15 protein-coding genes are annotated in these 21,509 nt (G+C 59.7%); 8 read left to right on the top strand and 7 right to left on the bottom strand.

Annotation, left to right across the window (positions count from 1 at the left end; translation table 11 throughout):
- Nucleotides 1–40: 40 nt before the first annotated feature.
- From ABIE40_RS27620 to ABIE40_RS27600, 5 genes are all read right to left on the bottom strand, one after another.
- Nucleotides 41–3,004, bottom strand: coding sequence for a PAS domain S-box protein (locus tag ABIE40_RS27620; RefSeq protein ID WP_130284416.1), 2,964 nt, complete (start codon nt 3,002–3,004; stop codon nt 41–43).
- Nucleotides 3,005–3,300: 296 nt separating this feature from the next.
- Nucleotides 3,301–4,527 carry an MFS transporter gene (locus ABIE40_RS27615; protein ID WP_354541187.1) on the bottom strand — a complete coding sequence of 409 codons (1,227 nt, stop codon included), beginning with the start codon at nt 4,525–4,527 and terminating at the stop codon, nt 3,301–3,303.
- Between the two features lie 401 nt (nt 4,528–4,928).
- Nucleotides 4,929–6,107, bottom strand: coding sequence for a GAF domain-containing sensor histidine kinase (locus tag ABIE40_RS27610; protein ID WP_354541268.1), 1,179 nt, complete (start codon nt 6,105–6,107; stop codon nt 4,929–4,931).
- A gap of 146 nt (nt 6,108–6,253) precedes the next feature.
- Entirely contained in the window at nt 6,254–6,931 is a 678-nt protein-coding gene (locus ABIE40_RS27605) for a response regulator (protein WP_112720393.1), read from the bottom strand.
- A 38-nt stretch (nt 6,932–6,969) separates the two neighbouring features.
- Nucleotides 6,970–7,215, bottom strand: coding sequence for a hypothetical protein (locus tag ABIE40_RS27600; protein ID WP_112720334.1), 246 nt, complete (start codon nt 7,213–7,215; stop codon nt 6,970–6,972).
- Between the two features lie 169 nt (nt 7,216–7,384).
- Here ABIE40_RS27600 and ABIE40_RS27595 point away from each other — a divergent pair, with 169 nt between their 5' ends.
- Nucleotides 7,385–7,783: a DUF1236 domain-containing protein gene (locus ABIE40_RS27595; RefSeq protein ID WP_112720335.1), complete on the top strand. Its 399-nt coding sequence runs from the start codon at nt 7,385–7,387 to the stop codon at nt 7,781–7,783.
- Between the two features lie 330 nt (nt 7,784–8,113).
- Here ABIE40_RS27595 and ABIE40_RS27590 read toward each other — a convergent pair whose 3' ends face one another.
- Nucleotides 8,114–10,216, bottom strand: a complete 2,103-nt coding sequence (locus ABIE40_RS27590; RefSeq protein ID WP_199630008.1) for a bifunctional diguanylate cyclase/phosphodiesterase — start codon at nt 10,214–10,216, stop codon at nt 8,114–8,116.
- Between the two features lie 347 nt (nt 10,217–10,563).
- Here ABIE40_RS27590 and ABIE40_RS27585 point away from each other — a divergent pair, with 347 nt between their 5' ends.
- On the top strand, nt 10,564–10,728 hold the full coding sequence (locus tag ABIE40_RS27585; RefSeq protein ID WP_165402772.1) for a hypothetical protein: 165 nt from the start codon (nt 10,564–10,566) through the stop codon (nt 10,726–10,728).
- 748 nt (nt 10,729–11,476) lie between these two features.
- Here the strand turns inward: ABIE40_RS27585 and ABIE40_RS27580 are convergent.
- On the bottom strand, nt 11,477–11,938 hold the full coding sequence (locus ABIE40_RS27580) for a ProQ/FINO family protein (protein WP_112720337.1): 462 nt from the start codon (nt 11,936–11,938) through the stop codon (nt 11,477–11,479).
- 652 nt (nt 11,939–12,590) lie between these two features.
- Here ABIE40_RS27580 and paoA point away from each other — a divergent pair.
- The 6 genes from paoA (at nt 12,591) to ABIE40_RS27550 (ending at nt 21,506) form a co-directional block, all read left to right on the top strand.
- On the top strand, nt 12,591–13,241 hold the full coding sequence (paoA, locus tag ABIE40_RS27575) for an aldehyde dehydrogenase iron-sulfur subunit PaoA (RefSeq protein WP_130284510.1): 651 nt from the start codon (nt 12,591–12,593) through the stop codon (nt 13,239–13,241).
- Complete coding sequence (locus ABIE40_RS27570) at nt 13,238–14,188, top strand: FAD binding domain-containing protein (protein WP_199630007.1); 951 nt, start codon at nt 13,238–13,240, stop codon at nt 14,186–14,188. Before paoA ends, ABIE40_RS27570 begins: the two co-directional genes overlap by 4 nt.
- A gap of 2 nt (nt 14,189–14,190) precedes the next feature.
- The gene (gene paoC / locus ABIE40_RS27565; RefSeq protein WP_199630006.1) at nt 14,191–16,386 is read left to right on the top strand and encodes an aldehyde oxidoreductase molybdenum-binding subunit PaoC; all 2,196 of its coding nucleotides are present in this window, start codon (nt 14,191–14,193) and stop codon (nt 16,384–16,386) included.
- A gap of 286 nt (nt 16,387–16,672) precedes the next feature.
- The gene (locus tag ABIE40_RS27560; RefSeq protein WP_199630005.1) at nt 16,673–20,107 is read left to right on the top strand and encodes a response regulator; all 3,435 of its coding nucleotides are present in this window, start codon (nt 16,673–16,675) and stop codon (nt 20,105–20,107) included.
- Nucleotides 20,104–20,943: a CheR family methyltransferase gene (locus ABIE40_RS27555; RefSeq protein ID WP_112720342.1), complete on the top strand. Its 840-nt coding sequence runs from the start codon at nt 20,104–20,106 to the stop codon at nt 20,941–20,943. Before ABIE40_RS27560 ends, ABIE40_RS27555 begins: the two co-directional genes overlap by 4 nt.
- Entirely contained in the window at nt 20,940–21,506 is a 567-nt protein-coding gene (locus ABIE40_RS27550; RefSeq protein WP_112720343.1) for a chemotaxis protein CheB, read from the top strand. The genes ABIE40_RS27555 and ABIE40_RS27550 overlap by 4 nt, the downstream gene beginning before the upstream one ends.
- Nucleotides 21,507–21,509 lie beyond the last annotated feature (3 nt).

The following is a 21,509-nucleotide window of genomic DNA, read 5'->3' as shown; positions in this document are numbered from 1 at the left end:
AGCCGGGGAGCTTGGTCGAGGATGTGCAGTTGGCCAGAACTCAATTTGCTCCAAATCCCGACGCAATAAGAGCTTCTCTAAGGTCTTCAACCTTGAACGGCTTCGTCAGCCTGGGTAGATCCGGTGCGATCCCCTCGACGTCGGCATATCCAGAGACGATCAGGCAAGGCAGATTAGGCCGCAGCAGCTGAACACGCCTCACAAGTTCGACCCCATCCAGGCCCGGCATCAAGTGATCCGTCACGACGAGCTTTAAATCTGCGATGCTGTCCAGCGATGCCAACGCAGCCTCGCCATTGGAGGCTTCAACGACATCAAAGCCGATCTCCTCAAGCATATCGGCCGCGCTAATGCGAACAAAATCTTCATCGTCGACGAGCAGCACCGTCCCTCGATGGCCGATCGACGTCGTGCCGCCGGGGTCATTGGTCGCAAGACTGACAGGGGCGTCACCGGCCTCTGGTAACCAGAGCTCAATATTCGTGCCAACACCCACCCGGCTAAAGATGCGGATGCCGCCGCCAAGTTGCTGTGCAAGGCCGTGCACCATTGAAAGGCCCAGTCCGGTTCCTTGTCCTAAGCCTTTGGTCGAGAAGAATGGCTCGATTGCACGCGCTCGGACCTCATCACTCATTCCCTCGCCGGTATCGGCAACAGAGATAACGACGTAGCGGCCAGGCTTCAGATCTTCAGGCTTCTGCGGATGGATTTCGCGAGCGCTCGCGCTGATGCGCAGCGTGCCGCCTGTCGGCATGGCGTCCCTGGCGTTCACGGTAAGGTTCAAAAGGGCCATCTCGACCTGATTTTGGTCGGCTCGGGCCGCCGGAAGGTCCTGGCTTGCGTCAATGACAACCTGGATCTGAGGGCCAGTCGTGCTTCGGATTAACTCTCCCATCCCGGCGACAAGCGTCGTCACGTCGATCGGTAGCGGCTGCAGCGGCTGGCGCCGAGCAAACGCCAAAAGTCGCTGGACGAGTATTCTGGCGCGCTCGGCCGACTGTAATGCGCCACCAATCAGCTTGCGCTCGCGATCGGTCCCAATTTGCCTGCGCACCAGCATGTCGAGAGAGCCGATGATCGGGGTCAGCAAGTTGTTGAAGTCATGAGCGACGCCGCCCGTCAACTGACCGAGCGCTTCGACCTTCTGCGCCTGTCGAAGTTGATCTTCCGCCTCCGCCAGGCGCCTTTGCTCCGCCAAGCGCCCTGTGATGTCATACACAATCTGGTAGGCACCGATCTGGCGACCCGCAGTGTTTCGCAGCACGTTGAAATTGAGTTCGAACCAACGCTTGGAATATGCGGTATCTCCGAACTCGTCTACCAGCGTGAACTCCTCGCCGGCGAGCGCCCTCGACCAGGTCCGGCGCACATGCTCGCGATGCTCGGGGAGGTGATCGAGCGCCTCTAGCATAGATGCTCCGATCACCGGGCGCACGCCATAGACCTGCTCGAACGCGGTGCTTGCCGCCCTGTTCATCGCCAGCCAACGGAAGTCCTGGTCCGCCACGAAAATGATTGCTGTCGTGTTCTCAACGACATCAGCCAGAAGCTTGCGTTCGGCCAGCCCCTCAGCGACCCGCGCTTCCAGCGTCTCGTTGAGGTCGCGTAGGGCAAGCTCAGTCTTCTTGCGCTCGGTAATGTCAATCGCGGTTCCGATCACTCGTAGACAGCGCTCCCCTTCAAATACGCCACGCCCTTTCGCCGCGACCCAGCGGACGACTGAATCTTCCTTGCCAATCGTCCGATACTCCACGTCGTAGACGGCGCGCACGGCGGGATCTGCCGCTGCCGCGTAAGCAGCCGAAGTTCGTTCGAGGTCCTCAGGATGAAGGCCGCTGTAGTAATCTTGCATCGAAACGGGGACGTCGGGCGAGATGCCAAACATCGCTTTGACCCTGGGCGGCCAGAACAAGGTGTCGGCAACCACGTCCACATCCCAAAGGCCGATTTCAGCTGCATCGACGGCCAGGCGAAGCTGTTCTTCACTCGCGCGAAGGTTTGCTTCAGAACCCACACGCTCGACATGGGCCCACGATCGCTCCGTGACCTCGCGGATGACCGTCAATTCGTAGTCGGACCATCGATGCGGTGCCTTGTCATGGATTGCCATCAAAGCGGTCAGCCGACCGTTTTTCACCAGCGGCATGCAGATCGTTGCAGTGATCCCGATATCCTGGAAGGTTTTTGCCTCCTCGGGCGCGATCTCGGCAAGATTGTCATTGATGATCAGCGGCCGGCCGGCGGCCAGCTCCTGCACCGCTAGAGTTCCGAAATCGGAGAGACTATAGTGCCCGACGATCGAGGGAGACCCCGGTGCGTGCCAGTTACCACGGATGGTGAAGCCATCCTCATCAGGATCCATATCGGCATAGGCGCAGTTTGAGAGGCTCAAATGTGCGCCTATTAGGCGCGTCGTGACGGCGAGAACTTCATCTGCATCATGCAGGCCCGCAACTGCCTGACCAAGTTCGTCCAGGAAGCGGTATAACTCTTCACTCTGCGCCAGGCGACGCTCGGCGAGCACGCGGTGGGTGATATCAAACACCATCGCCAGGGAGCCGATCGGCTTGCCCGCGGCATCCCGTATCGGCAGATATTCCAGGTCCATCCACACCTGCTCAGCTCTGCCATGTCGCCAGAGTTCGAGCTCTTGGCCATGGAAGCTAAGCGGCTCACCACGCAATCCAGCTGCTATCACATGAGCGTTGAAGTCTGCAGCCTCAGGCCAGACCTCAAGAAGTTTTCCGCCAAGAGCTGCGGGGTGACGAGGGCCGCATACAGCTGCATAACCGTCATTATAGATGAGAATGCCTTCCGGTCCCCACAGAACCACCATCGGAACCGGTGACGCTAGCACGGTCTGGACATTAGCCTTCAATTCCGCTGACCATGCCCGGATTGGTCCGAGCGGCGTCAGTCCCCAATCCATCTGTCGGATGGCATCGCCGGCTTCACCACCACCAACGAATGCGTGGCCTTCAAGATATTGTTTCGTATCATCCATTTGGCGAACCTAGCGCGCATCCTGCCCTATGGACAGCATGCGTGCGAAATTATTCTCGGCTGATTGACTTCAGCCGAGCAGCCTCTGCGACGCGGGGATCCGGCGAGGACCCGGAGGAGTGGCAAAAGCGGAAAAGGCTCCAGAACACCCTCCTCTTTCGTCGGGGTGTCGAACGATATCGCACAAAGTACTAAGTCGATCCGAAGCCCTGCTACCCGGGGAGACGCGATTGCCAAAGTCAATCCGCGGAGCTTGCCGATCAGGCCTGTCGAACCGCTAGCCGCGCTTTTTCGCTTTCAGTCGCTGCCGGTCGCACTGTTCGCCCGGGTCGCAGCGTCTTGACGCGAATTGTCGGTGTGGGCGCGCGGGGTTCGATCCGATCGCGGGACGATGACATATGACAACAAAGCGATGGCGAGCGCCAGGCCGGTCGCGGCGAAGATCAGGCGATAGGTTGTTGTTGGCGCCAGCGACAGTCCTGCGATCTGCCCGAACACCACCGAGGCTACCGACACGCCCAAGAAGACCAGCGTGTTCAGCACTCCAAGCGCAATGCCGCGCATGTGCGAAGGGATGCGGGCCTGGGCTTCTGTCATGATGAGCGGGTGCACGTTCCCCATAGCATAAAGGAGGGACAGCCCGGCACAGGCTGCAGGGAAACTGCCATCCGGCCCTGCGGACAGCATGACGGCACAGATGACGCCCGCGACATAGGCGAAGATCACAATCCTGCGTCCCTCAACACGGGCGAGGACTGCGGGAAGGACGACGCTTGTGACGATGCCAACAATGCTGATCGCTGTGAGGATCTCACCTATTGCCGTATGTGTGCCGAAGACGGACGTGACATATGGCGCAGCCCAAGCATTGCGAAACGTTCCGCCAAGGGAGAGCGTCATGCAGATGGGAACGAGGTAAAGCAGTGGCACAATCGATCTGCGGTGCTCAGCGGCCGGCGCTTCGCTCGCGGCTGAGGGCGTCTTGCCGAGCGCGACGCAAACAGCAATTGCGCTCGCCGCCATGGCTGATGCGGCCGCCCAGCATGCAGATCGCCAGCCGAATACCTCAACGAACCAAGATAGTGGCGAGGCCGAGATCAGCGCGCCCATCGAACCGATTCCGCTGACGGTTGCAGCAAGCCGTCCCGCCTTCGCCGGTGAATTTGTCCGTCCGACATAAAACAGGACACCCATGAAGATCGGCGCGCAACCGAAGCCAATCAAAATTTGGCCCATGATCGCCGCCTGGTACCCGGGCGTTAATGCTATCAGCGCAGCCCCTGCGGCTCCGCAGGCCATCATCGCTGCCATCGGAAAGCGCACGCCCCACCTGTCAAACGACATTCCGACCGGGATCTGCAGGATCGAGAAAGATGCGAAAAACGCCGATGCGAGCCAGCCGTACTGTTGCGGCGACAGACCCAGTTCAGCGGTGAGGGCCGGACCGACCACGCCGAAGTAGCTTCTGAAATACATGCTCATGAGGAACGCGGCGGACAGGGCAGGCAAGGACGTCGCTGTCATTTCGGCCTCGTAACTCCGTCCACCCGGCGGTCGGGCTGCTTTTTTGTCGCTGTGTGGCAGGATCAGCCCATTTGAAACGTCGCGCCCTGAAGAGCCGTCATCGCGCATGGCCTGCCTTACGCGAAAGCAACGAGGAGGGCTCTACATGGTTCCGGGCGTTTCCTTTGCCAAAACGAGTGTCAGCAGTGCACATTCAAGCATCGCTTGCGATTGGGTCAGTGAAAGGTGGCGAGTCTCACGTCGCGGGCGCACGATAGCAGCTAAACATTGGGCAGCGCAGCTACGAGAGGACTTGCCGCGCGGGACCTAGCCTTCACGTCATGGCGCTCCGCGCCTCGGTTTTGCATCCTCCTGCGCTGTGTTGGAGGACCATTGGGCAGCCGCAAAGGCGGCACAAATGGTCATCCGATGACGGGCATCTCGAACCTGAAAAGTGTTGCTTCGGGATCTGAAGTCACCGTCAGCGTGCCACCATGCGCTTTGGCAATCTCCGAGGCGATGTAGAGCCCAAGGCCGAGACCCTCACGGCTCGTGTCGTTTCCACGATGGAATGGCCGAAACAGTGTCGCAATCCTTTCGGACGGGATAGCGTCGCCGCGATTGATGACGTCGAGCCACAGGGTTTCGCCGCTGATGCCTGCGATAATCCTGACAGGGTCGGTCCGGGATCCGTGGGTCAGCGCATTGCCAAGAAGGTTCGAAAACATTTGGGCGATACGTGCGTGGTCGACTGGCAGTCCGATGCGCGGCAGGATGACGGTCGTCTCGATCACCTGGTCGGGCTGAGCGGTTTTGAACTCGCCGATGACCTGGTCGAGTGTCTCGGAGAGATCCCTGTCCAAATCCATATTGAGGGTGATGCCGTCACCCAGCCTAGCGCGCGCCAGATCCATGACGTTGTCGACCAGCCCTGCCATACGCACAATGCTTGCCTTCATCAGGCGCAACATGTCGGGGGAGTTGTCGTCCCATCCCTTCCGCAGAAGGCGGTTTATACCGGCATCAAGTGCAGCCATCGGGTTTCGCAAGTCGTGGCCAAGGACCGCGATGAACTGCTCACGCAATTCCGAGAGCGCGCGCTCGTCAACGAGGTCGTCCTTGGCTGCCCTGAGCTGTTCGTTGGCTTCAAGATGATGGGCGATAAGCTCGGCGAAAAGCTTAAATGTGCCGATAACCTGCGGGTTGTTCACCTTGGCCGGCGCGATGTCGATGGCACAGAGCGTACCGAAAAATGTGTCGTTCGACAACACGATAGGCACGGATATGTAGCTCAGGAGACCGTACATCCGCGGGGTGTGATGGTCGCAATATGTCGCGTCCTCGGCGACGTTGTCGATCGCCACGACCTGGCGATGGTCGCGTATTTCGTTGCAGATGGTGGTTTCGATCTTGAGTTCGCCCCCGGCCGGCAAGCCGAAGTTCACGTGGTCCAGTACCTGGCAGGCGATCCAGCGATCCTCCGTTACCCTTGCAACGGCGGCAAATCCCATTCCCGTTGTCCTGCACACGACGTCGAGGATGCTTGGCACGGCGGCGATCGACTGAACCGCAGCTATGTCTGATGTAAATGGTTCTGCCACCAAGGACGCTCCTGCATCGAAACGTCACTTTGATTACATTAAGGGCTGTTTTGCAACGAGTGGAAGCCAAAAAACGAGTGACCCGATTAAAGCGGATGCCGGAACGGCTTTCCGACGGCTCCTCCGCCCTGGCCTTCACGAGACGCTCAGATCGCGGATTTGCCGGTGCCCGCGGACAACGCCTCGTAGATATCGGTTGGGCCGGCCAAAGTTCGCCAGCGCAGCGCAGCCTCCGTTCTGTTTGTCACGCCCAGTTTCTTCAGGATGTTGGTCATGTGATGCTTTATCGTCTTCTCCTGGAGGTTCAAGCGAAGTGCTATTTGCTTGTTGATCAGCCCTTCAACGACAAGCCAGATGATATCCCGTTCCCGTTTCGTCAGCCTGTTCTGCAGTCGCGGTCCGCCTGCCGAGATCGCAGCCAGCCGCGAGGACATGAGCGGGGAGATGTAGCGCGCGCCGTTAGCGACTCGACGAAGCGCCTGTGCAAGCTCGCGCAGCCCGACGCCCTTGACGACGTATCCGGAAGCGCCATGGCGAAAGGACGACGCAAGTGTTTCAATCTCTTCACTTGCGGTCAACATCACTACCTTGGTCTCGGGACTGCCTGCGATAATGCTCCGGATCGCCTCTATAGCCCCACCGCCGGGGATGGTTATGTCGAGCAGAAGGATCGCGGGCCGGTATGTTGCTGCGAGCACCAAGGCGTCCGCCGCACTTTCACCTTGCGCGACGATGATGAGATCGTCATAGCGTGACAGTGCGCTCGAGACGCCTTCCCGAAAGAGCGGGTGGTCGTCGACGATGGCAATGCTGATTGAATTCAAGATGTCCTCCAGGAGCGTCGTAGCGAACGCCTCCCGCTTCAAGAAGAGGATGCGCCGGACATCACCCGGGTGACGTCACGCTCTATGTCGAGACATGTTTGGCAGTATTCTTCGAACAGACCGGCCTCGGAAGGGTTTATCCGCATAAGCTCTCGATATTCGACAGCCAGTTCATAAGCCTCGAAGAGCTCAAGCTGCCAAGGGTGGGCAGCGTGCATGATCCTGCTGCGCACTTTCGGCAGACGCATGGCTAGCCGTCGCCTTCCGAGTTCACGACGATGCATTCTTCCAACTCCTCTTCATTGAAAGTCTTTAGCACAGGCTTCCAGCGAGATCCCCGGACCATGGTCGTAATCGGAATGGGACTGAGGTCCGGGGTGCGGAACCGGGTTTTGTGATCGCCGTTTCTGTTGAGCGGTTGGAAGACCGCGGATAGGAAAGGAGGACAAAATCATGATTACGAAGCTTTTCTTGGGCGCTGTCACAGCCGCAAGTGTGATCGCCGGCGGGGCCTTTGCCCAGTCATCGACCGTTAACGGTGCAGCCGGCGGCGCGGTCACTGGCGCAATCGTCGGCGGACCGGTTGGAGCGGCTGTGGGAGGTGTCGCAGGCGCCGTCGTCGGCACCGCGATCGATCCGCCGCCCGAAAAGGTTGTAACCTATGTCCGCGAAGCGCCTGCTCCCTCGGCCAAGGTTGTTGTTAGAGAAAAGGTTGTCGTCGGCCAGCCGCTTCCTGAAACAGTTGTCGTCACACCCGTGCCAGAAAATCCGAAATACTCCTACGCTATCGTCAACGACGAGCGGGTTATCGTCGAGCCGTCGTCGCGAAAAGTAATCCAGGTCATCAACTGACCTTGCGGGAGGCAGCTTCATGCTGTCTCCCAGCATTTGCGCAAAAGTACGTGCAGGGCGGCGGCGGCTGCAACCGACACGATCGTGCTAAATCAGGGAGTGTGGTTTGCGTGTCGCAGCTCGGCGCGCACAGCCATTCGCGGAAAATCCGAATGTGCGACGTTCGGAAATTGCCGACTTGGCCCGGGCCGATCGTTGCCTGCCTTTAACGATCGCAGCAATTGCGGCTATGTTGGCCGGTACACGGCTTACGGCGGGAACGTTTGGTCGTTCATGGTCCAAATCGACAGCTGCTTGATCGATGCATGTGCCGCAGGTCGCAAGCGACGTCTATGCCGTCGCCAGACGATTGGCGACGAAAGCGTTGAACTGCAGGACGTCCATCGGTCGCCCAACGAGGTATCCCTGAAGCTGGTCGCAACCGGCGCAGAAGAGGGCTTCGGCTTGTTTTTCGGTCTCGACGCCTTCCGCCGTGACCGATATTCCTAGAGCATCGGCAAGCGCGACCGTCGCATTCAAGATCTTCAATCCCTTGGGATCGTCCAGTTCCACGACCAGAGATCGATCGACTTTCATCCGATCGAAACCGAACTCCCGAAGGGCACCGATGCTTGCATAGCCGGATCCGAAGTCGTCGAGGGCGAATTTTATGCCGAGCTTCCTGAGGGCTTCCATGCTCCTTTTGGCTTGTTCTGGATTGGCGATCAGCACACCTTCGGTGACCTCGAGCATCAGTCGCCGAGGATCAAAACCAGTTTCGTAAACGATGGCGATGACGTCTTCAGCGAAGCGCGGATTTTTAAGCTGGCTCGGGGAGACGTTGACCGACACGTAAATGCCATTCCACTGCATCGCCGCACCGAGCGCCTGTCTGAGCATCAGTTTGCCGAGATCATCGATGAGACCGGAACGTTCGGCAAGCGGGATGAACACCTCGGGACTTACCGGCCCTGCTTCGGTCCGCCACCGCGCAAGGGCTTCTACGCCTTTAATTTCTCTGGATTTCGAACCGACCAGCGGCTGGAAGAAGGGTTGCACTTCGCCTGCGGCGATGGCCTTCCTCAGGCGGTCCTCCAGGCCGGTTCGCATCGCTCGGTCCCGGTCGAGCTCTGGCAGATAGGATCCGGCGTGACCGCGGCCATTCTCCTTCACGTGGTAAAGCGCCATATCGGCACGGCGCATCAGCTCCAGCCGATCGCATCCATCCTCGGGATAGGCAAAGCCGATACTTGCACCCACCTCGATCGTGCGACCATCGATAACGAACTCGCGTTCCATGACTGTCAGGACGCGGGCCGCGACCGTTGACATTTCGCCCGGATCGGTCAGCAGGGCGAACTCGTCGCCCCCCAGCCTTGCGACCGTTCCCTCGGGCACCGCCTCGCGAAGCCGCGCCGCGACGCCTTGGATCAGACTGTCGCCGACGTCGTGTCCCCAGGCATCGTTGACCTCCTTGAACCCGTCAAGATCAACAATCGCCAATGCCGCGGGAAGCTGCCTCTTGTCGAAGGCTTCCGCTAGCCCGGTGCGGTTGGCCAGTCCGGTCAGATCGTCATGGGACGCGCGGAGGCGAAATCTCTCCGCATCGTTCTTGTGCCGGCCGGCAGTGCGAATGCCCACGCGCAACAGTCCGGCGAAAATGCATGCCAAAACCATGGCGGCCGCAATCAAGTAGCCATGGACGTGCGCAAAGGCTTGGTCGCCGGGCAGGCGGCTCGGCCATTCGAAATAGGCCACAGCGCGTCCGTCGGGCCCCAGCAGCGGCATGCTGAGCTCTTCCTGCAAAGGCGCGGGCGCCAGTCGAAGACCCGTTATGTCGAAGGTCGTTTCGAGCTGGCCGACCACGTCCGGGGTGAGTAACTTCGCATAGACCAGGGTATGCAGTGTCGAGACCTCTGGCCTGCTGTCGTAAGGTTGGATACGATCGGCAGCGACGACATAAAGGCCCTCTTGCGTGGGAATGAAAGCGGTGGACGCAGCCGGTTCGGTTGCCGCAGAATTTGCCGCCAGGCGAAGCAGTCCTGCCCCGAAGTCCTTCATCGGATCGAACGCGATGCCCTTTTTATAGGCGCTCAAGACGCCGAGGGTGGGCGTTAAGACGATAGCGACGTCGTATAGTGGGTAATCGGCGCTGACTTTCCCCCAGTTTTCGTAAGCCCAGGCTGCACCGGCGGGCGACTGCATCCGTAAGTAGGCGTCGTCCCAGATCGCATTGTCGCGTACGGTCGCTCCGAGCCGTGATTGGAAGGACTTGATCGCCGCTCTTGCAGCTTGACCGGCTCGCGCGTCGTCAATCCAGTTGGCGTCCCGTCTCATTTCGCTGAAGGCAATCGTAACGAGCCCGGACAAGATGACGAGGGCGGAGACGAAGGCGAGCGTGCCTAGGGCGGCCTTCGTCAAAAGGATCGGTTTTGGGAACTTTGGTAGCGGCATGAGACGATGGTTCGTTGAAATTCTCAGGACAATCTAGGCCGGGACTGCAAATATTACCTTAAAGGCGCTGCGCGGTACGGTTGCGTACCGAGCGCCGGGGGTTCGACCGGGCTTCGGCTGCTCATGTGGAAGCAAAGGGGCACTGCGACCTGCTCCAGACGCCAGAGGCCATGGTCCCGGATGATGTGAGTGCTGGTGGAAGTTAGTACTTGATTGCGAAGTTTGGTAGCCATGATTGCTTGGCCATCGCATCGGCTGCTCGAAGTCGCTGGCCAGCTGTGTGGGCATCTTGTTTCAACGGATCGGCTCCCCATCTCAGATGAAACCTCGAACCTGGAGAACTCGAGATGGAAGACGAGACCGTAGACTTGACTGGCGCATCGGAGATCGAGATCCTGCCGCCGGAAGCCATATTTGGTGACATCGAGCACACCTGCATCTGCTGCCGTCGTTCGAAGTCCATTCTCGACGAAGACGGCTGCGGCATCTGCGAAGAGTGTCTAGCGCCCTGATAATTTCTATCATAGCGCCGCGATGCTTGAAGTGCGCAGAAGCTACTCTCGCTTGCCGCATCGGTTTTGGCATCTGCCACACTGCACCGGCTTTCATCATATCCCCGGTTGTCCCGGAGAGGTGGCGGCTGATCGAAGGGGGCGGTGAGCATTGTCTCCGTTTTAGATAGCTTCACTCCGATCCGGCGGTCTGGGTAGGGGCGCTGAGCTCTGAACTTTGTTCCGCTTTCAAACCCAGGGCGCAGGCGCCTCTTTCGACAGCTCGGCAGCCCGGCTCGCCGGGCAACACCGCCGACCGCTTCTCTAACCGTTACTAGATCAAGGCTTTCGATTGCAAATGCATTGATTGCTGCGGCCACATCCACCGGCCATACAATCGAAAACATTAGGTCGACGATGACCTGGCGGCGTCGTCGAAGGCATTTCACAGCACGGGGTCGCAATACTGACGAGCGGTTTTCCTGCTGCGCGACATATCAGGAGAGATCAACCCTGTTTTGTTAGCCTCTTTGCGGTGTCTTGGACGCGCGCCGCAGCCCCTGTATCGCCAGATCGGGTTTTCTTCGAATGTCTTGTGTGCATTGCAATCGGCGACGGCGCATCGGGCAGGAATGGGCGCGCATTAATAGCCGCAATCGGAGCCTGCAAACCTTCCAGTTCCGATATGACTTTATCGAATATGTGCGTGTTCATCGCAGCATTCCCCTCGCTTGACATCAAAACGAGTTAGGGCGGCCATTCCTGAAAGCTATAGCCGACGCGCAAGGTCACCCGCCTTTGGTCGCCGCCCATCGCCATCCTCCTTGGGCCGCGTTCGACCTACCGCACCGTCGCGACGCTCCTCAAGGCTTCTCTTCACCTCGATAAAGGATTTCTGTGCAGCCGCCCGGTCAGCCGCGGTCAGTGGCGCTACAGGCTTGCCGTCGATGTCGTGCCGCATCGAATCTGGCTGCGCGCTCGCGAAATAATAGCGTTTTGAGAAAATGTAGAAGGCCGTGGCGCGCCGCAAGGCGCTTACGCCGAACTCGGGTTTCAAGCGCGTCTTGATGTGATTGAACAGGCCGAGGGAAAATGGACGGATTGGATCGCCCGGAGCCTTCGGCAGTATGCCAATCGGCTCGCAAAGCATGGCGTTGATCGCGCTCGCCTTTTCGACATCGGCCGGCGTGGCGGCGATCGGGCCGCGGCTGACGGTCCAGGTCTTTCGCATTTCTGCCTCCGTGTCGTCGTTGGAAAAGGCTCTATACTACGAGCATGTAGGACTTGTTAGGTGCGCTATGGTGAAAAGCACTTAACCCTATTGTTCCTGCACCACAAGATCCGGTCAAGATCGGTCGATTTTCCATATCGAGGTCAGAAATTGTCGGCCGCGCTTATCGAAACGCGAGACTGACTTATGCTCGCGCGACCCTGCCGCGGACGCGGAACCATCAGTCGCGGCGCGGGTTAAGGGATGGATATAGTTAGGCGCGGCCATCGGCCGGCGCCCCAACCATCGAGAACATCTCATGAAGATACTTGTTGTCTTATCACTAATCTTGATCACGGCCCTTGGATGCACCAATCGTTCTCAGGAGGGCAGCATGACCGATACAGGAATAGCGCTTCAGAATACGCCGCAGCACGGGATGTCTATCGGTCGCCAGCTCGACCGCCAGCACATGCGTTGAAACCCTACCGCGGAAAAATCCCGTCATTCGCTATCGCGGGGCTCTTGCACCCGCGAAAGGTGTCGGGGACATCGTGACCGCGAGGCGGTGAACCCTCTGCACGGATTATCGGCAGCCGGTGCAAGCGCAAGCGACACCCATGACCAAGCTGCCGGCTCAAGTGCACCTCTCGCTCGGCGCACGATTGGCACACTGCCAGTCATTCCTGACGCGTCGATCACACTGGAACTTTGTCGCGTGGCGCTTCTTATCTCTTCGAAGGGCACTGTCATGGTCACCAGCACTGCCAAAAGAGGTGCGGTGGCCCAATCTGCAGGAGACACGATGACATATTCGACCCCTGTGTCACTCACCATCAATGGCGAGCGGCATGAGCTTGACGTTGACAACCGGACGACGCTTCTCGACCTGCTGCGCGAACATCTGCACCTCACCGGGACAAAAAAGGGTTGCGATCATGGGCAGTGCGGCGCCTGCACCGTGCATGTCGGTGGCCAGCGTATCAATGCCTGTCTTACGCTCGCCGTGATGCACGAGGGCGACGATATCACGACAATCGAGGGACTGGGGAGACCCGGTCAACTCCATCCGATGCAGGCCGCATTCCTCAAACATGATGGCTTTCAATGTGGGTACTGCACGCCTGGCCAGATCTGCTCGGCTGTCGCCGTACTTGAAGAGATCCGGGCCGGCATCCCAAGCCACGTCACCGAAGAGCTGACGAGACCACCCCGCCCTACTGATGCGGAGATTCGCGAGCGCATGAGTGGCAACATCTGCCGCTGCGGTGCCTATTCCAACATCCTGGAAGCGATCGAAGAGGTCGGAGGGATCAACCCATGAGACCGTTCACCTATGAGCGCGCTAGCTCTGCTTCGTCCGCTGCAAGGGCGGCTGCGGAAAATCCCGAGGCGAAATTCATTGCCGGCGGGACCAATCTGCTCGATTTGATGAAGCTTCAGATTGAACGTCCCGCCCATCTGATCGACGTCAACGGACTTGGGCTCGATGAGATTCAGCTGACGGAGGCAGGCGGTCTGCGGATCGGAGCGCTGGTACGCAACACCGCACTAGCCTCACACGAGGTCGTGCGTCGCGATTACGCTCTTCTGTCGCGAGCGCTGTTGGCAGGAGCATCCGGTCAGCTTCGAAATAAGGCAACCACCGCAGGCAACCTCTTGCAGCGCACGCGCTGTCCCTACTTCTACGATCCGCACCAGCCCTGCAACAAGCGCCAGCCCGGTAGCGGCTGTTCGGCGATAGGCGGCTTCACCCGCCAGCATGCAGTCGTTGGCATCAGCAATGCCTGCATTGCCACGCATCCGAGCGACATGGCGATCGCAATGCGCGCGCTCGACGCTGTCGTCGAGACCGTCAAGGCAGATGGCTCGGCGCGCGCAATACCAATCGGTGAATTTTATAGGCTTCCGGGCGAGACGCCCCACATCGAAACCGTTCTCGAGCCCGGCGAGTTGATCACAAGCGTTGTCCTGCCGGCTCCAGCCGGCGGCACCCACATCTACAGGAAGGTCAGAGACCGTGCATCCTACGCATTTGCGCTTGTTTCGATCGGTGCCGTCATTCAGCCCGATGGCAGCGGTCGCGTCGCCGCCGGTGGCGTCGCCCATAAGCCATGGCGTGTCGAGGACGGGGACAAGGAACTCAAAAACGGAGCCAAAGCCGCTGCCGCCGCCTTGATGGCAGATGCCCGCCCGACCGAACAGAACCGCTTCAAGCTCGAGCTGGTAGAGCGAGCGCTCGCAGCCGTCATTGCGCAGGCAAGGGGATAATCATGCAGTTCGACAAGCCGGCAACCACCAATCCGATCGACCAGCTCAAGGTGGTGAGCAAGCCGACCATAAGGATTGACGGCGAGCTGAAGACCACGGGTAAGGCGATTTATGCCTATGAGTGGAACGAGCCGAACGCGCCTTACGCGTATGGATACCCCGTTGGCGCAGCGATCGCCAAGGGTCAGGTCCGGGCGATTGACGCCAGCGACGCACGTAAGGCGCCCGGTGTGCTCGGCATCGTCACGACGCTCGATGTGGGTGACCTCGACAAGGGCAAGTACAACACCGCCACGCTCTTTGGCGGCGCCGAGATTCAACATTATCATCAGGCTGTCGCCGTGGTGGTCGCCGAGACATTTGAACAGGCGCGCGCGGCTGCCACTGACCTGAAAATCGACTATGAAGCGGAGGCCGGTACCTTTGACCTGCGGGGTGCTATGGCGTCGGCACAAAAGCCCGACGAGTCTACTGAACCGGATACCGCAGTTGGCGACTTCGAAGGGGCGTTCCGATCGGCACCCGTCAGCCTCAATGAAACCTATACCACACCAGACCAGTCCCATTCGATGATGGAGCCACATGCGTCGGTCGCCTCATGGGACGGAGACCAGCTCACCGTCTGGACGTCGAGCCAAATGATCGACTGGTGGCGGAGCGACCTCGCAACGACGCTCGGCGTGGACAAGGAAAAGGTTCACCTTATGTCAACCTTCGTCGGTGGCGGTTTTGGTGGCAAGCTGTTCCTGCGCGCTGACGCCGTCCTCGCCGCCTTCGCGGCAAGGGAGGTTGGTCGCCCGGTAAAGGTTGCTCTCCCACGCCCGTTGATGCCCAACAATACGACCCACCGGCCGGCAACCATCCAGCGGATCCGCATCGGCGCCGAGCGCGATGGTAAGATTACCGCGATCGCCCACGAGAGCTGGTCCGGCGATCTCAAAGGTGGCGGCCCCGAAACTGCGGTCAATCAGACAAGGCTGCTCTACGCTGGAGCCAACCGCATGACTGCCATGCGGCTTGCCGCGCTCGATCTGCCAGAAGGCAATGCCATGCGCGCTCCCGGTGAAGCGCCAGGCCTCATGGCCTTGGAGATTGCAATCGACGAAATGGCCGTGAAGCTCGCAATGGACCCGGTCCAATTTCGCATGGTCAACGATACTCAGGTCGATCCGGAACATCCCGATAGACCGTTCTCTCATCGCAATCTGATCGGCTGCCTGACCCTGGGAGCCGAGCGCTTCGGGTGGCACAGGCGCCCCGCGACAGCTTCGCGCCGGGAGGGAAACTGGCTTGTCGGGATGGGCGTCGCAGCTGCCTTCCGCAACAATCTCGTCATGCCGTCGGGCGCGCGGGTGAAACTGGATAGCGACGGCATCGTGACGGTCGAGACCGACATGACCGATATCGGCACCGGAAGCTATACGATCATAGCGCAGACGGCCGCGGAAATGATGGGTGTCGGGATCGGCAGGGTCAGAGTCCGATTGGGAGACTCACAGTTCCCGGTGTCCGCTGGATCCGGGGGGCAGTTCGGCGCCAACTCATCGACGTCAGGCGTCTATGCGGCCTGCGTGAAGTTGCGCGAGGCCGTGGCGAGCAAACTCGGTTTCAACTCCGATGACGTGGTGTTCGAGAACGGCCAGGTCCGGTCCGGCAATCGCACGGTGGCGCTCGCGGAGGCAGCGGGAGACGGTTTGGTTGGCGAAGATACGATGGAATGGGGTGACCTCGCCAAGACGCATCAGCAATCGACCTTTGGGGCTCATTTCGTCGAGCTTGGGGTCGATGCCTTTACCGGGGAGACGCGGATCCGTCGTATGCTTGCCGTTTGTGCCGCCGGGCGGATCCTCAACCCTATCACAGCTCGAAGCCAGGTCATCGGCGCAATGACCATGGGGGCCGGCGCCGCATTGACCGAGGAGCTCGCAGTTGACACACGTCGCGGCTTTTTCGTCAATCATGATCTGGCGAGCTACGAAGTGCCGGTTCACGCCGACATTCCTCATCAGGACGTCATTTTCATGGACGAGACAGATCCGATGTCATCACCGATGAAGGCCAAGGGCGTCGGAGAACTCGGCTTATGCGGTGTATCGGCGGCCGTCGCCAATGCAATCTTTAACGCGACAGGCATCCGCGTCAGGCAGTATCCGATCACCCTCGACAAGTTGATCGCCGGTCTGCCAGTCGTCGGCTAGGTCGCTCGCGTCGCGGTCCACCCTATTACCGGGTGCCAGGCCCCAGACAGCCTTTCGTTTCATGAGATCACCGGCCCCTGGTGGCGCGTAGCCCGGGCTGCGGCGCAGAGTGTGCGCCAACGCACTTGCGGATTGGAAAAAATCTGTGTGCCTGGCAAGAAATATTTGCGCGTGCATCTTCCACAGACGAGATCTGCCGTTAGATTTCGTCGCGTGTCCGGGCGAGGGGTCTTCCGGGTGCCTCCCGTCATGACAAGAATGCCCCGCGAATGCCAATGAGGTTAGAATGACTGACGCGCGTATGCCGGATCGATCGAAACCAACGCTCGGTCTCGACCCTGCTGTCGCTCTTGGTCTAGCAGGCGCAGTGCTCTTCTTCCTTCTCAACGGGTTCGTATCGTTCTCCAATCTGCAGGCACTGGAGGATGGGAACGGACGGGTTGTCCAGACGCATGTGGCCATCGTTGCGCTCGACGAGTTGCTATCGCAGATACAGGATGCAGAGACCGGCCAGCGCGGCTTCCTCCTGACAAACACCGAGACCTACCTCGCACCTTACAATGAGGCGCTGCGCGCGATCCCGCGGCAGCTCGATAGGATCGGCGAACTCACGGGAGCCAATCCCGGGCAGAGCCAGAGACTGGCGACGTTGAAACAGCATGTCGATGCGAAGCTTTCCGAACTTGCCCAGACGATCGATCTGCGCCGTTCTCAAGGTCTCGAAGCAGCGCTTGCGGTTGTCAACGCCGACAGCGGCAAGCAGGAGATGGACGCGATCCGCGCTCAGATCGCTGCCATATCAGGCGCAGAAGCTGACATACGCCTGAAGCGCTTCGTGGAAATGAAACAGGCACAGCAACGCGCTTTGTTGAGCACGGTTTTTGCCGTTGCTCTCGGCCTGGTCCTGACAGCGACGATCGGCTTTCTGGTTCGCAGGGCCACGCTTGCGCGACGCCGGGACCAGTGGCTGCAGTCCGGTGAGGTCGGGCTTGCCAGTGCGATGATGGGCGATCAGGAGATCGCCAAACTGGGCAACAGCATCCTGGATTATCTTGCCCGCTACTCCGGCGCAGTGGCCGCCGCCATCTTTTCTGGCGGCGGCGACACCTTCCAGAGACAGGCGCTCTACGGCGTGGGTGACGCCGCCAGCATTCGCTCGCAATTCAGGTTGAGAGAGGGGCTGCTCGGTCAGGCGGCTGCCGAAAACAGGGCAATCGTTGTCGATGATGTCCCGGACGGCTACCTCACCTTCAGTTCCGCTCTCGGTGCACACAAGCCAAAGCACCTGGTAATTCTGCCAGGAAGCGTCGATGGCGCCGTCAATTCCGTGATCGAACTCGGCTTCCTGCACCCGGTCGACGAACGGATCGTCGCCCTCCTGGAACGGGCATCCGAAGCCGTTTCCATTGCCGTCAGGTCGGCCACATACCGCAGCGAATTGCAGGATCTCCTTGAAGAGACACAGCGCCAGTCCGAAGAGCTTCAGACCCAAAGCGAGGAACTGCGGGTTTCGAACGAGGAACTGGAGGAGCAAAGCCGGGCGCTGAAGGAACAGCAGTCGCGGCTGGAGCAGCAACAGGTCGAGCTCGAACAGACGAATTCCCAGCTCGAAGAGCAGGCCCAGCAACTGGAAACCCAGCGCGACGCGCTGGAACGCGCCAATGTCGCCGTCGGTCTGAAAGCGCGCGAACTTGAGCAGGCGAGCCAGTACAAGTCTGACTTCCTTGCAAACATGTCGCATGAACTGCGCACCCCACTCAACTCCTCGCTCATTCTGGCGAAGCTTCTTGCCGACAATCCGCAAGACAATCTGACCGACGAGCAGGTCAAGTACGCACGCACGATCCAGTCCTCTGGCAACGACCTGTTGAACCTGATCAACGACATCCTCGACCTTTCGAAGATCGAGGCCGGACATGTCGAGATCAGGCCCGAAACAGTCACGCTCGAACGGCTGGCCGGCAACCTCCGGCAGGTCTTCCAGCCGTTGGCTGCAGACAAGGCGCTTGCCTTCGCCATCGAGGTCGACAGCGCCTGCCCTGCTGTCATCGAGACCGATCCGCAACGCCTTGAACAGGTGCTCAAGAACCTGCTTTCAAATGCGATCAAGTTCACCGAGGACGGGCAGGTATCGCTGTCAATCCGCCGCGCGGCGGGCGGGCAGGTGACGTTTTCCGTTTCCGATACGGGGATCGGGATCGCCAGCGAGCAGCAGCATACAGTCTTCGATGCCTTTCACCAGGCCGACGGCACGATCAGCCGCCGGTTTGGCGGCACCGGGCTTGGGCTGTCGATCTCGCGTCAGCTTGTCAGGCTTCTTGGCGGAGCGATCGATTTGGAGAGCACGCTCGGAAAGGGGAGCACGTTCACGGTGACCCTGCCCGAACAATACGATCCGGCGAAGGTGACACCGCGCGATATGCGTCCCGCCACAGCCGTTGAACCGATCATTGCCGCTGTCAGGGAGCCTCCCGCGGCGCCCCAAAGGCCGATCCGCCGCGTCGAGGACGACCGCCATTCGCTCGACGAGACAAAGCGTGTCTTGCTGGTCGTCGAGGACGATGATGCCTTTGCATCGATCGTCCGTGATCTGTCGCGGGAAATGGGCTTCCAGACCATCGTTGCCGGAACTGCCGAGGAAGCGGTGACGCTTGCAAAGGACTTGAAGCCGAGTGCCATCGTCCTTGACATCGGGTTGCCGGATCAATCAGGGCTTGCGGTGCTCGACCGGTTAAAGCAGGACGTTCAGACACGCCATATACCGATCCACGTCGTATCCGGCAGCGACCATCTTGAAACCGCCTATTCACTCGGCGCGGTCGGTTACTTGATCAAGCCCGTCAATCGTGATCAGCTTGTCGATGTGCTCCAGAAGTTCGAAGCCCGGTTGTCCCAGGGTGTTCGTCGCGTCCTGATCGTCGAGGATGATCCGGTGCAGCGCGAGGCTGTTGCGCGACTGCTCGCCTCGCACGACGTCGAGACTGTGACAGCAAGTACGGCGGCCGAATGCCTCGACCGGCTAAGGCAGGAGACGTTCGATTGCATGGTCATGGATCTGACGCTCCCCGATGCGTCCGGATATTCCCTCCTGGAGACCTTGAGTCAGGAGAGCGCCTACGCATTCCCGCCGGTCATCGTTTATACCGGTCGTGAGTTGTCCGCGGACGACGAGCAGAAGCTCAGGCGCTATTCCAAGTCGATCATCATCAAGGGTGCGAAATCCCCCGAGCGGCTGCTCGATGAAGTGAGCCTCTTCCTGCACCAGGTGATCTCCGAACTGCCGGCCGAACGGCAGAAAATGATCCGTCAGGCGAGGCACAGGGACGCGCTTCTTGAAGGCCGGCGGATCCTCGTTGTCGAGGACGATGTGCGCAACGTCTATGCTCTCACCAATATCCTGGAACCGCGGGGAGCGATAATCGAGATTGCACGCAACGGCCGGGAAGCGCTCGAAGCTCTGGAAAAATCCGCAGCGCAAGCCGATGGCGGCATCGACCTGGTGCTGATGGATGTGATGATGCCGGTCATGGACGGCCTGACGGCGACCCGCGAGATCCGCAAGAACGCCGCTTGGAAGAAACTGCCGATCATTACGCTTACGGCCAAGGCCATGCCGGACGACCAAGAGCGCTGCATCGAAGCGGGCGCAAATGACTATATGGCAAAGCCGCTCGACGTCGAGAAGCTTCTGTCGCTGGTACGGGTCTGGATGCCGAAATGACGCTTGTACCGATCCCCGAGAAGGTCGAGGACATCGAGATCAGGTTGCTGCTCGAAGCCCTGTTTCTGAAGTACCACTACGATTTCCGCAGTTATGCCTTTGCCTCCATCAAGCGGCGCCTGAAGCAGGCGCGCGAGCAGCTCGGGCTGGCGACTTTCTCAGCCATGCAGGAAAGCCTACTTCATGATCCGGAAATGGTCGGGCAACTCCTGCGCTACCTGACGGTACAGGTGAGCGAGATGTTTCGCGATCCCTCCTATTTCAGGGCAATCCGGGAAAAGGTCGTTCCACATCTGCGCACCTATCCATCGATCAAGCTATGGGTTGCCGGCTGCAGCGGCGGTGAGGAGCTCTACTCCATGGTCATCCTTTTTAGGGAAGAGGGGCTGGAAGAGCGCACGCTGTTTTACGCCACCGACATCAACCAGGACGCGTTGAAAACGGCGGAAGCAGGCGTCTATCCCTTGGACCGCGTCCCCCTCTTTACCGAAAACCACCGCAAGTCCGGGGGAAAGTCCTCGCTTTCGGATTATTACCAGGCAGCCTACGGCCGGGTCACCTTCGACAGGACATTGCGCCGCAATGTCGTATTCGCGGACCATAGTCTGGTAACCGATGCCGTTTTTGCCGAGATGCACCTCATCTCCTGCCGCAACGTCCTCATCTATTTCGATCGAAACCTACAGGACAGGGCACTTGGCCTCTTCAAGGACTCGCTCGCCCGCAAGGGTTTTTTGGGGCTCGGTGCCAAGGAGAGCCTGCGCTTCTCGCCTCAATCTGGTGCCTTCAGAGACTTCGTCCGTGAGGAGAAAATCTACCAAAGGCAGGGAGAATGAGCGCGATCAGGCCGCAAGCCGTGGTAATCGGAGCGTCGGCAGGTGCACTTGAGGCGCTTTCGGCGATACTGCCGCTCCTGCCTGTCAGCTTCCCTATCCCGATCCTAGTGGTTGTTCACCTCCCGCCGGACAAGCGCAGCGTCATGGCCGAACTCTTCCGCGCCAAATGCAGCCTGCGCGTCGAGGAGGCCGAGGACAAGCAGCCGATAGAGCCAGGCACGATCTATTTTGCGCCGCCCGACTACCATCTCCTCGTTGAATTCGATAAGACCGTGTCACTATCGAGCGATGAGCCGGTCCTGTTTTCCAGGCCGTCCATCGACGTTCTGTTCGAGAGCGCTGCCGATGCCTATGGGCCGTCTCTTATTGCAATTGTGCTGACCGGCGCCAACCATGACGGCGCAAAGGGTTTGCAGGCGGTCGGCGCTGCCGGCGGGATCGCCCTCATCCAGGACCCGCTTACGGCTTTCGCATCCGCCATGCCTGAAGCAGCTATCGCAATGTGTCCAGCGGCGCATGTCATGTCGATTGCAGCGATCGGCGAATTTTTAAAAGAGGTTTAGATC

Source organism: Rhizobium sp. OAE497, assembly GCF_040546565.1.
Lineage (GTDB): Bacteria > Pseudomonadota > Alphaproteobacteria > Rhizobiales > Rhizobiaceae > Rhizobium.
The sequence above is the reverse complement of the archived record's forward strand: the minus strand, read 5'-3'. Positions and strand labels throughout refer to the sequence as shown.

What these genes read in the sequence shown, in the direction of transcription:
- ABIE40_RS27620 (WP_130284416.1), bottom strand. Translation starts at nt 3,004, where the DNA reads ATGGATGATACGAAACAATATCTTGAAGGCCACGCATTCGTTGGTGGT.
- ABIE40_RS27615 (WP_354541187.1), bottom strand. Translation starts at nt 4,527, where the DNA reads ATGACAGCGACGTCCTTGCCTGCCCTGTCCGCCGCGTTCCTCATGAGC.
- ABIE40_RS27600 (WP_112720334.1), bottom strand. Translation starts at nt 7,215, where the DNA reads ATGCATCGTCGTGAACTCGGAAGGCGACGGCTAGCCATGCGTCTGCCG.
- ABIE40_RS27595 (WP_112720335.1), top strand. Translation starts at nt 7,385, where the DNA reads ATGATTACGAAGCTTTTCTTGGGCGCTGTCACAGCCGCAAGTGTGATC.
- ABIE40_RS27590 (WP_199630008.1), bottom strand. Translation starts at nt 10,216, where the DNA reads ATGCCGCTACCAAAGTTCCCAAAACCGATCCTTTTGACGAAGGCCGCC.
- ABIE40_RS27585 (WP_165402772.1), top strand. Translation starts at nt 10,564, where the DNA reads ATGGAAGACGAGACCGTAGACTTGACTGGCGCATCGGAGATCGAGATC.
- ABIE40_RS27580 (WP_112720337.1), bottom strand. Translation starts at nt 11,938, where the DNA reads ATGCGAAAGACCTGGACCGTCAGCCGCGGCCCGATCGCCGCCACGCCG.
- ABIE40_RS27570 (WP_199630007.1), top strand. Translation starts at nt 13,238, where the DNA reads ATGAGACCGTTCACCTATGAGCGCGCTAGCTCTGCTTCGTCCGCTGCA.
- paoC (WP_199630006.1), top strand. Translation starts at nt 14,191, where the DNA reads ATGCAGTTCGACAAGCCGGCAACCACCAATCCGATCGACCAGCTCAAG.
- ABIE40_RS27560 (WP_199630005.1), top strand. Translation starts at nt 16,673, where the DNA reads ATGACTGACGCGCGTATGCCGGATCGATCGAAACCAACGCTCGGTCTC.
- ABIE40_RS27555 (WP_112720342.1), top strand. Translation starts at nt 20,104, where the DNA reads ATGACGCTTGTACCGATCCCCGAGAAGGTCGAGGACATCGAGATCAGG.
- ABIE40_RS27550 (WP_112720343.1), top strand. Translation starts at nt 20,940, where the DNA reads ATGAGCGCGATCAGGCCGCAAGCCGTGGTAATCGGAGCGTCGGCAGGT.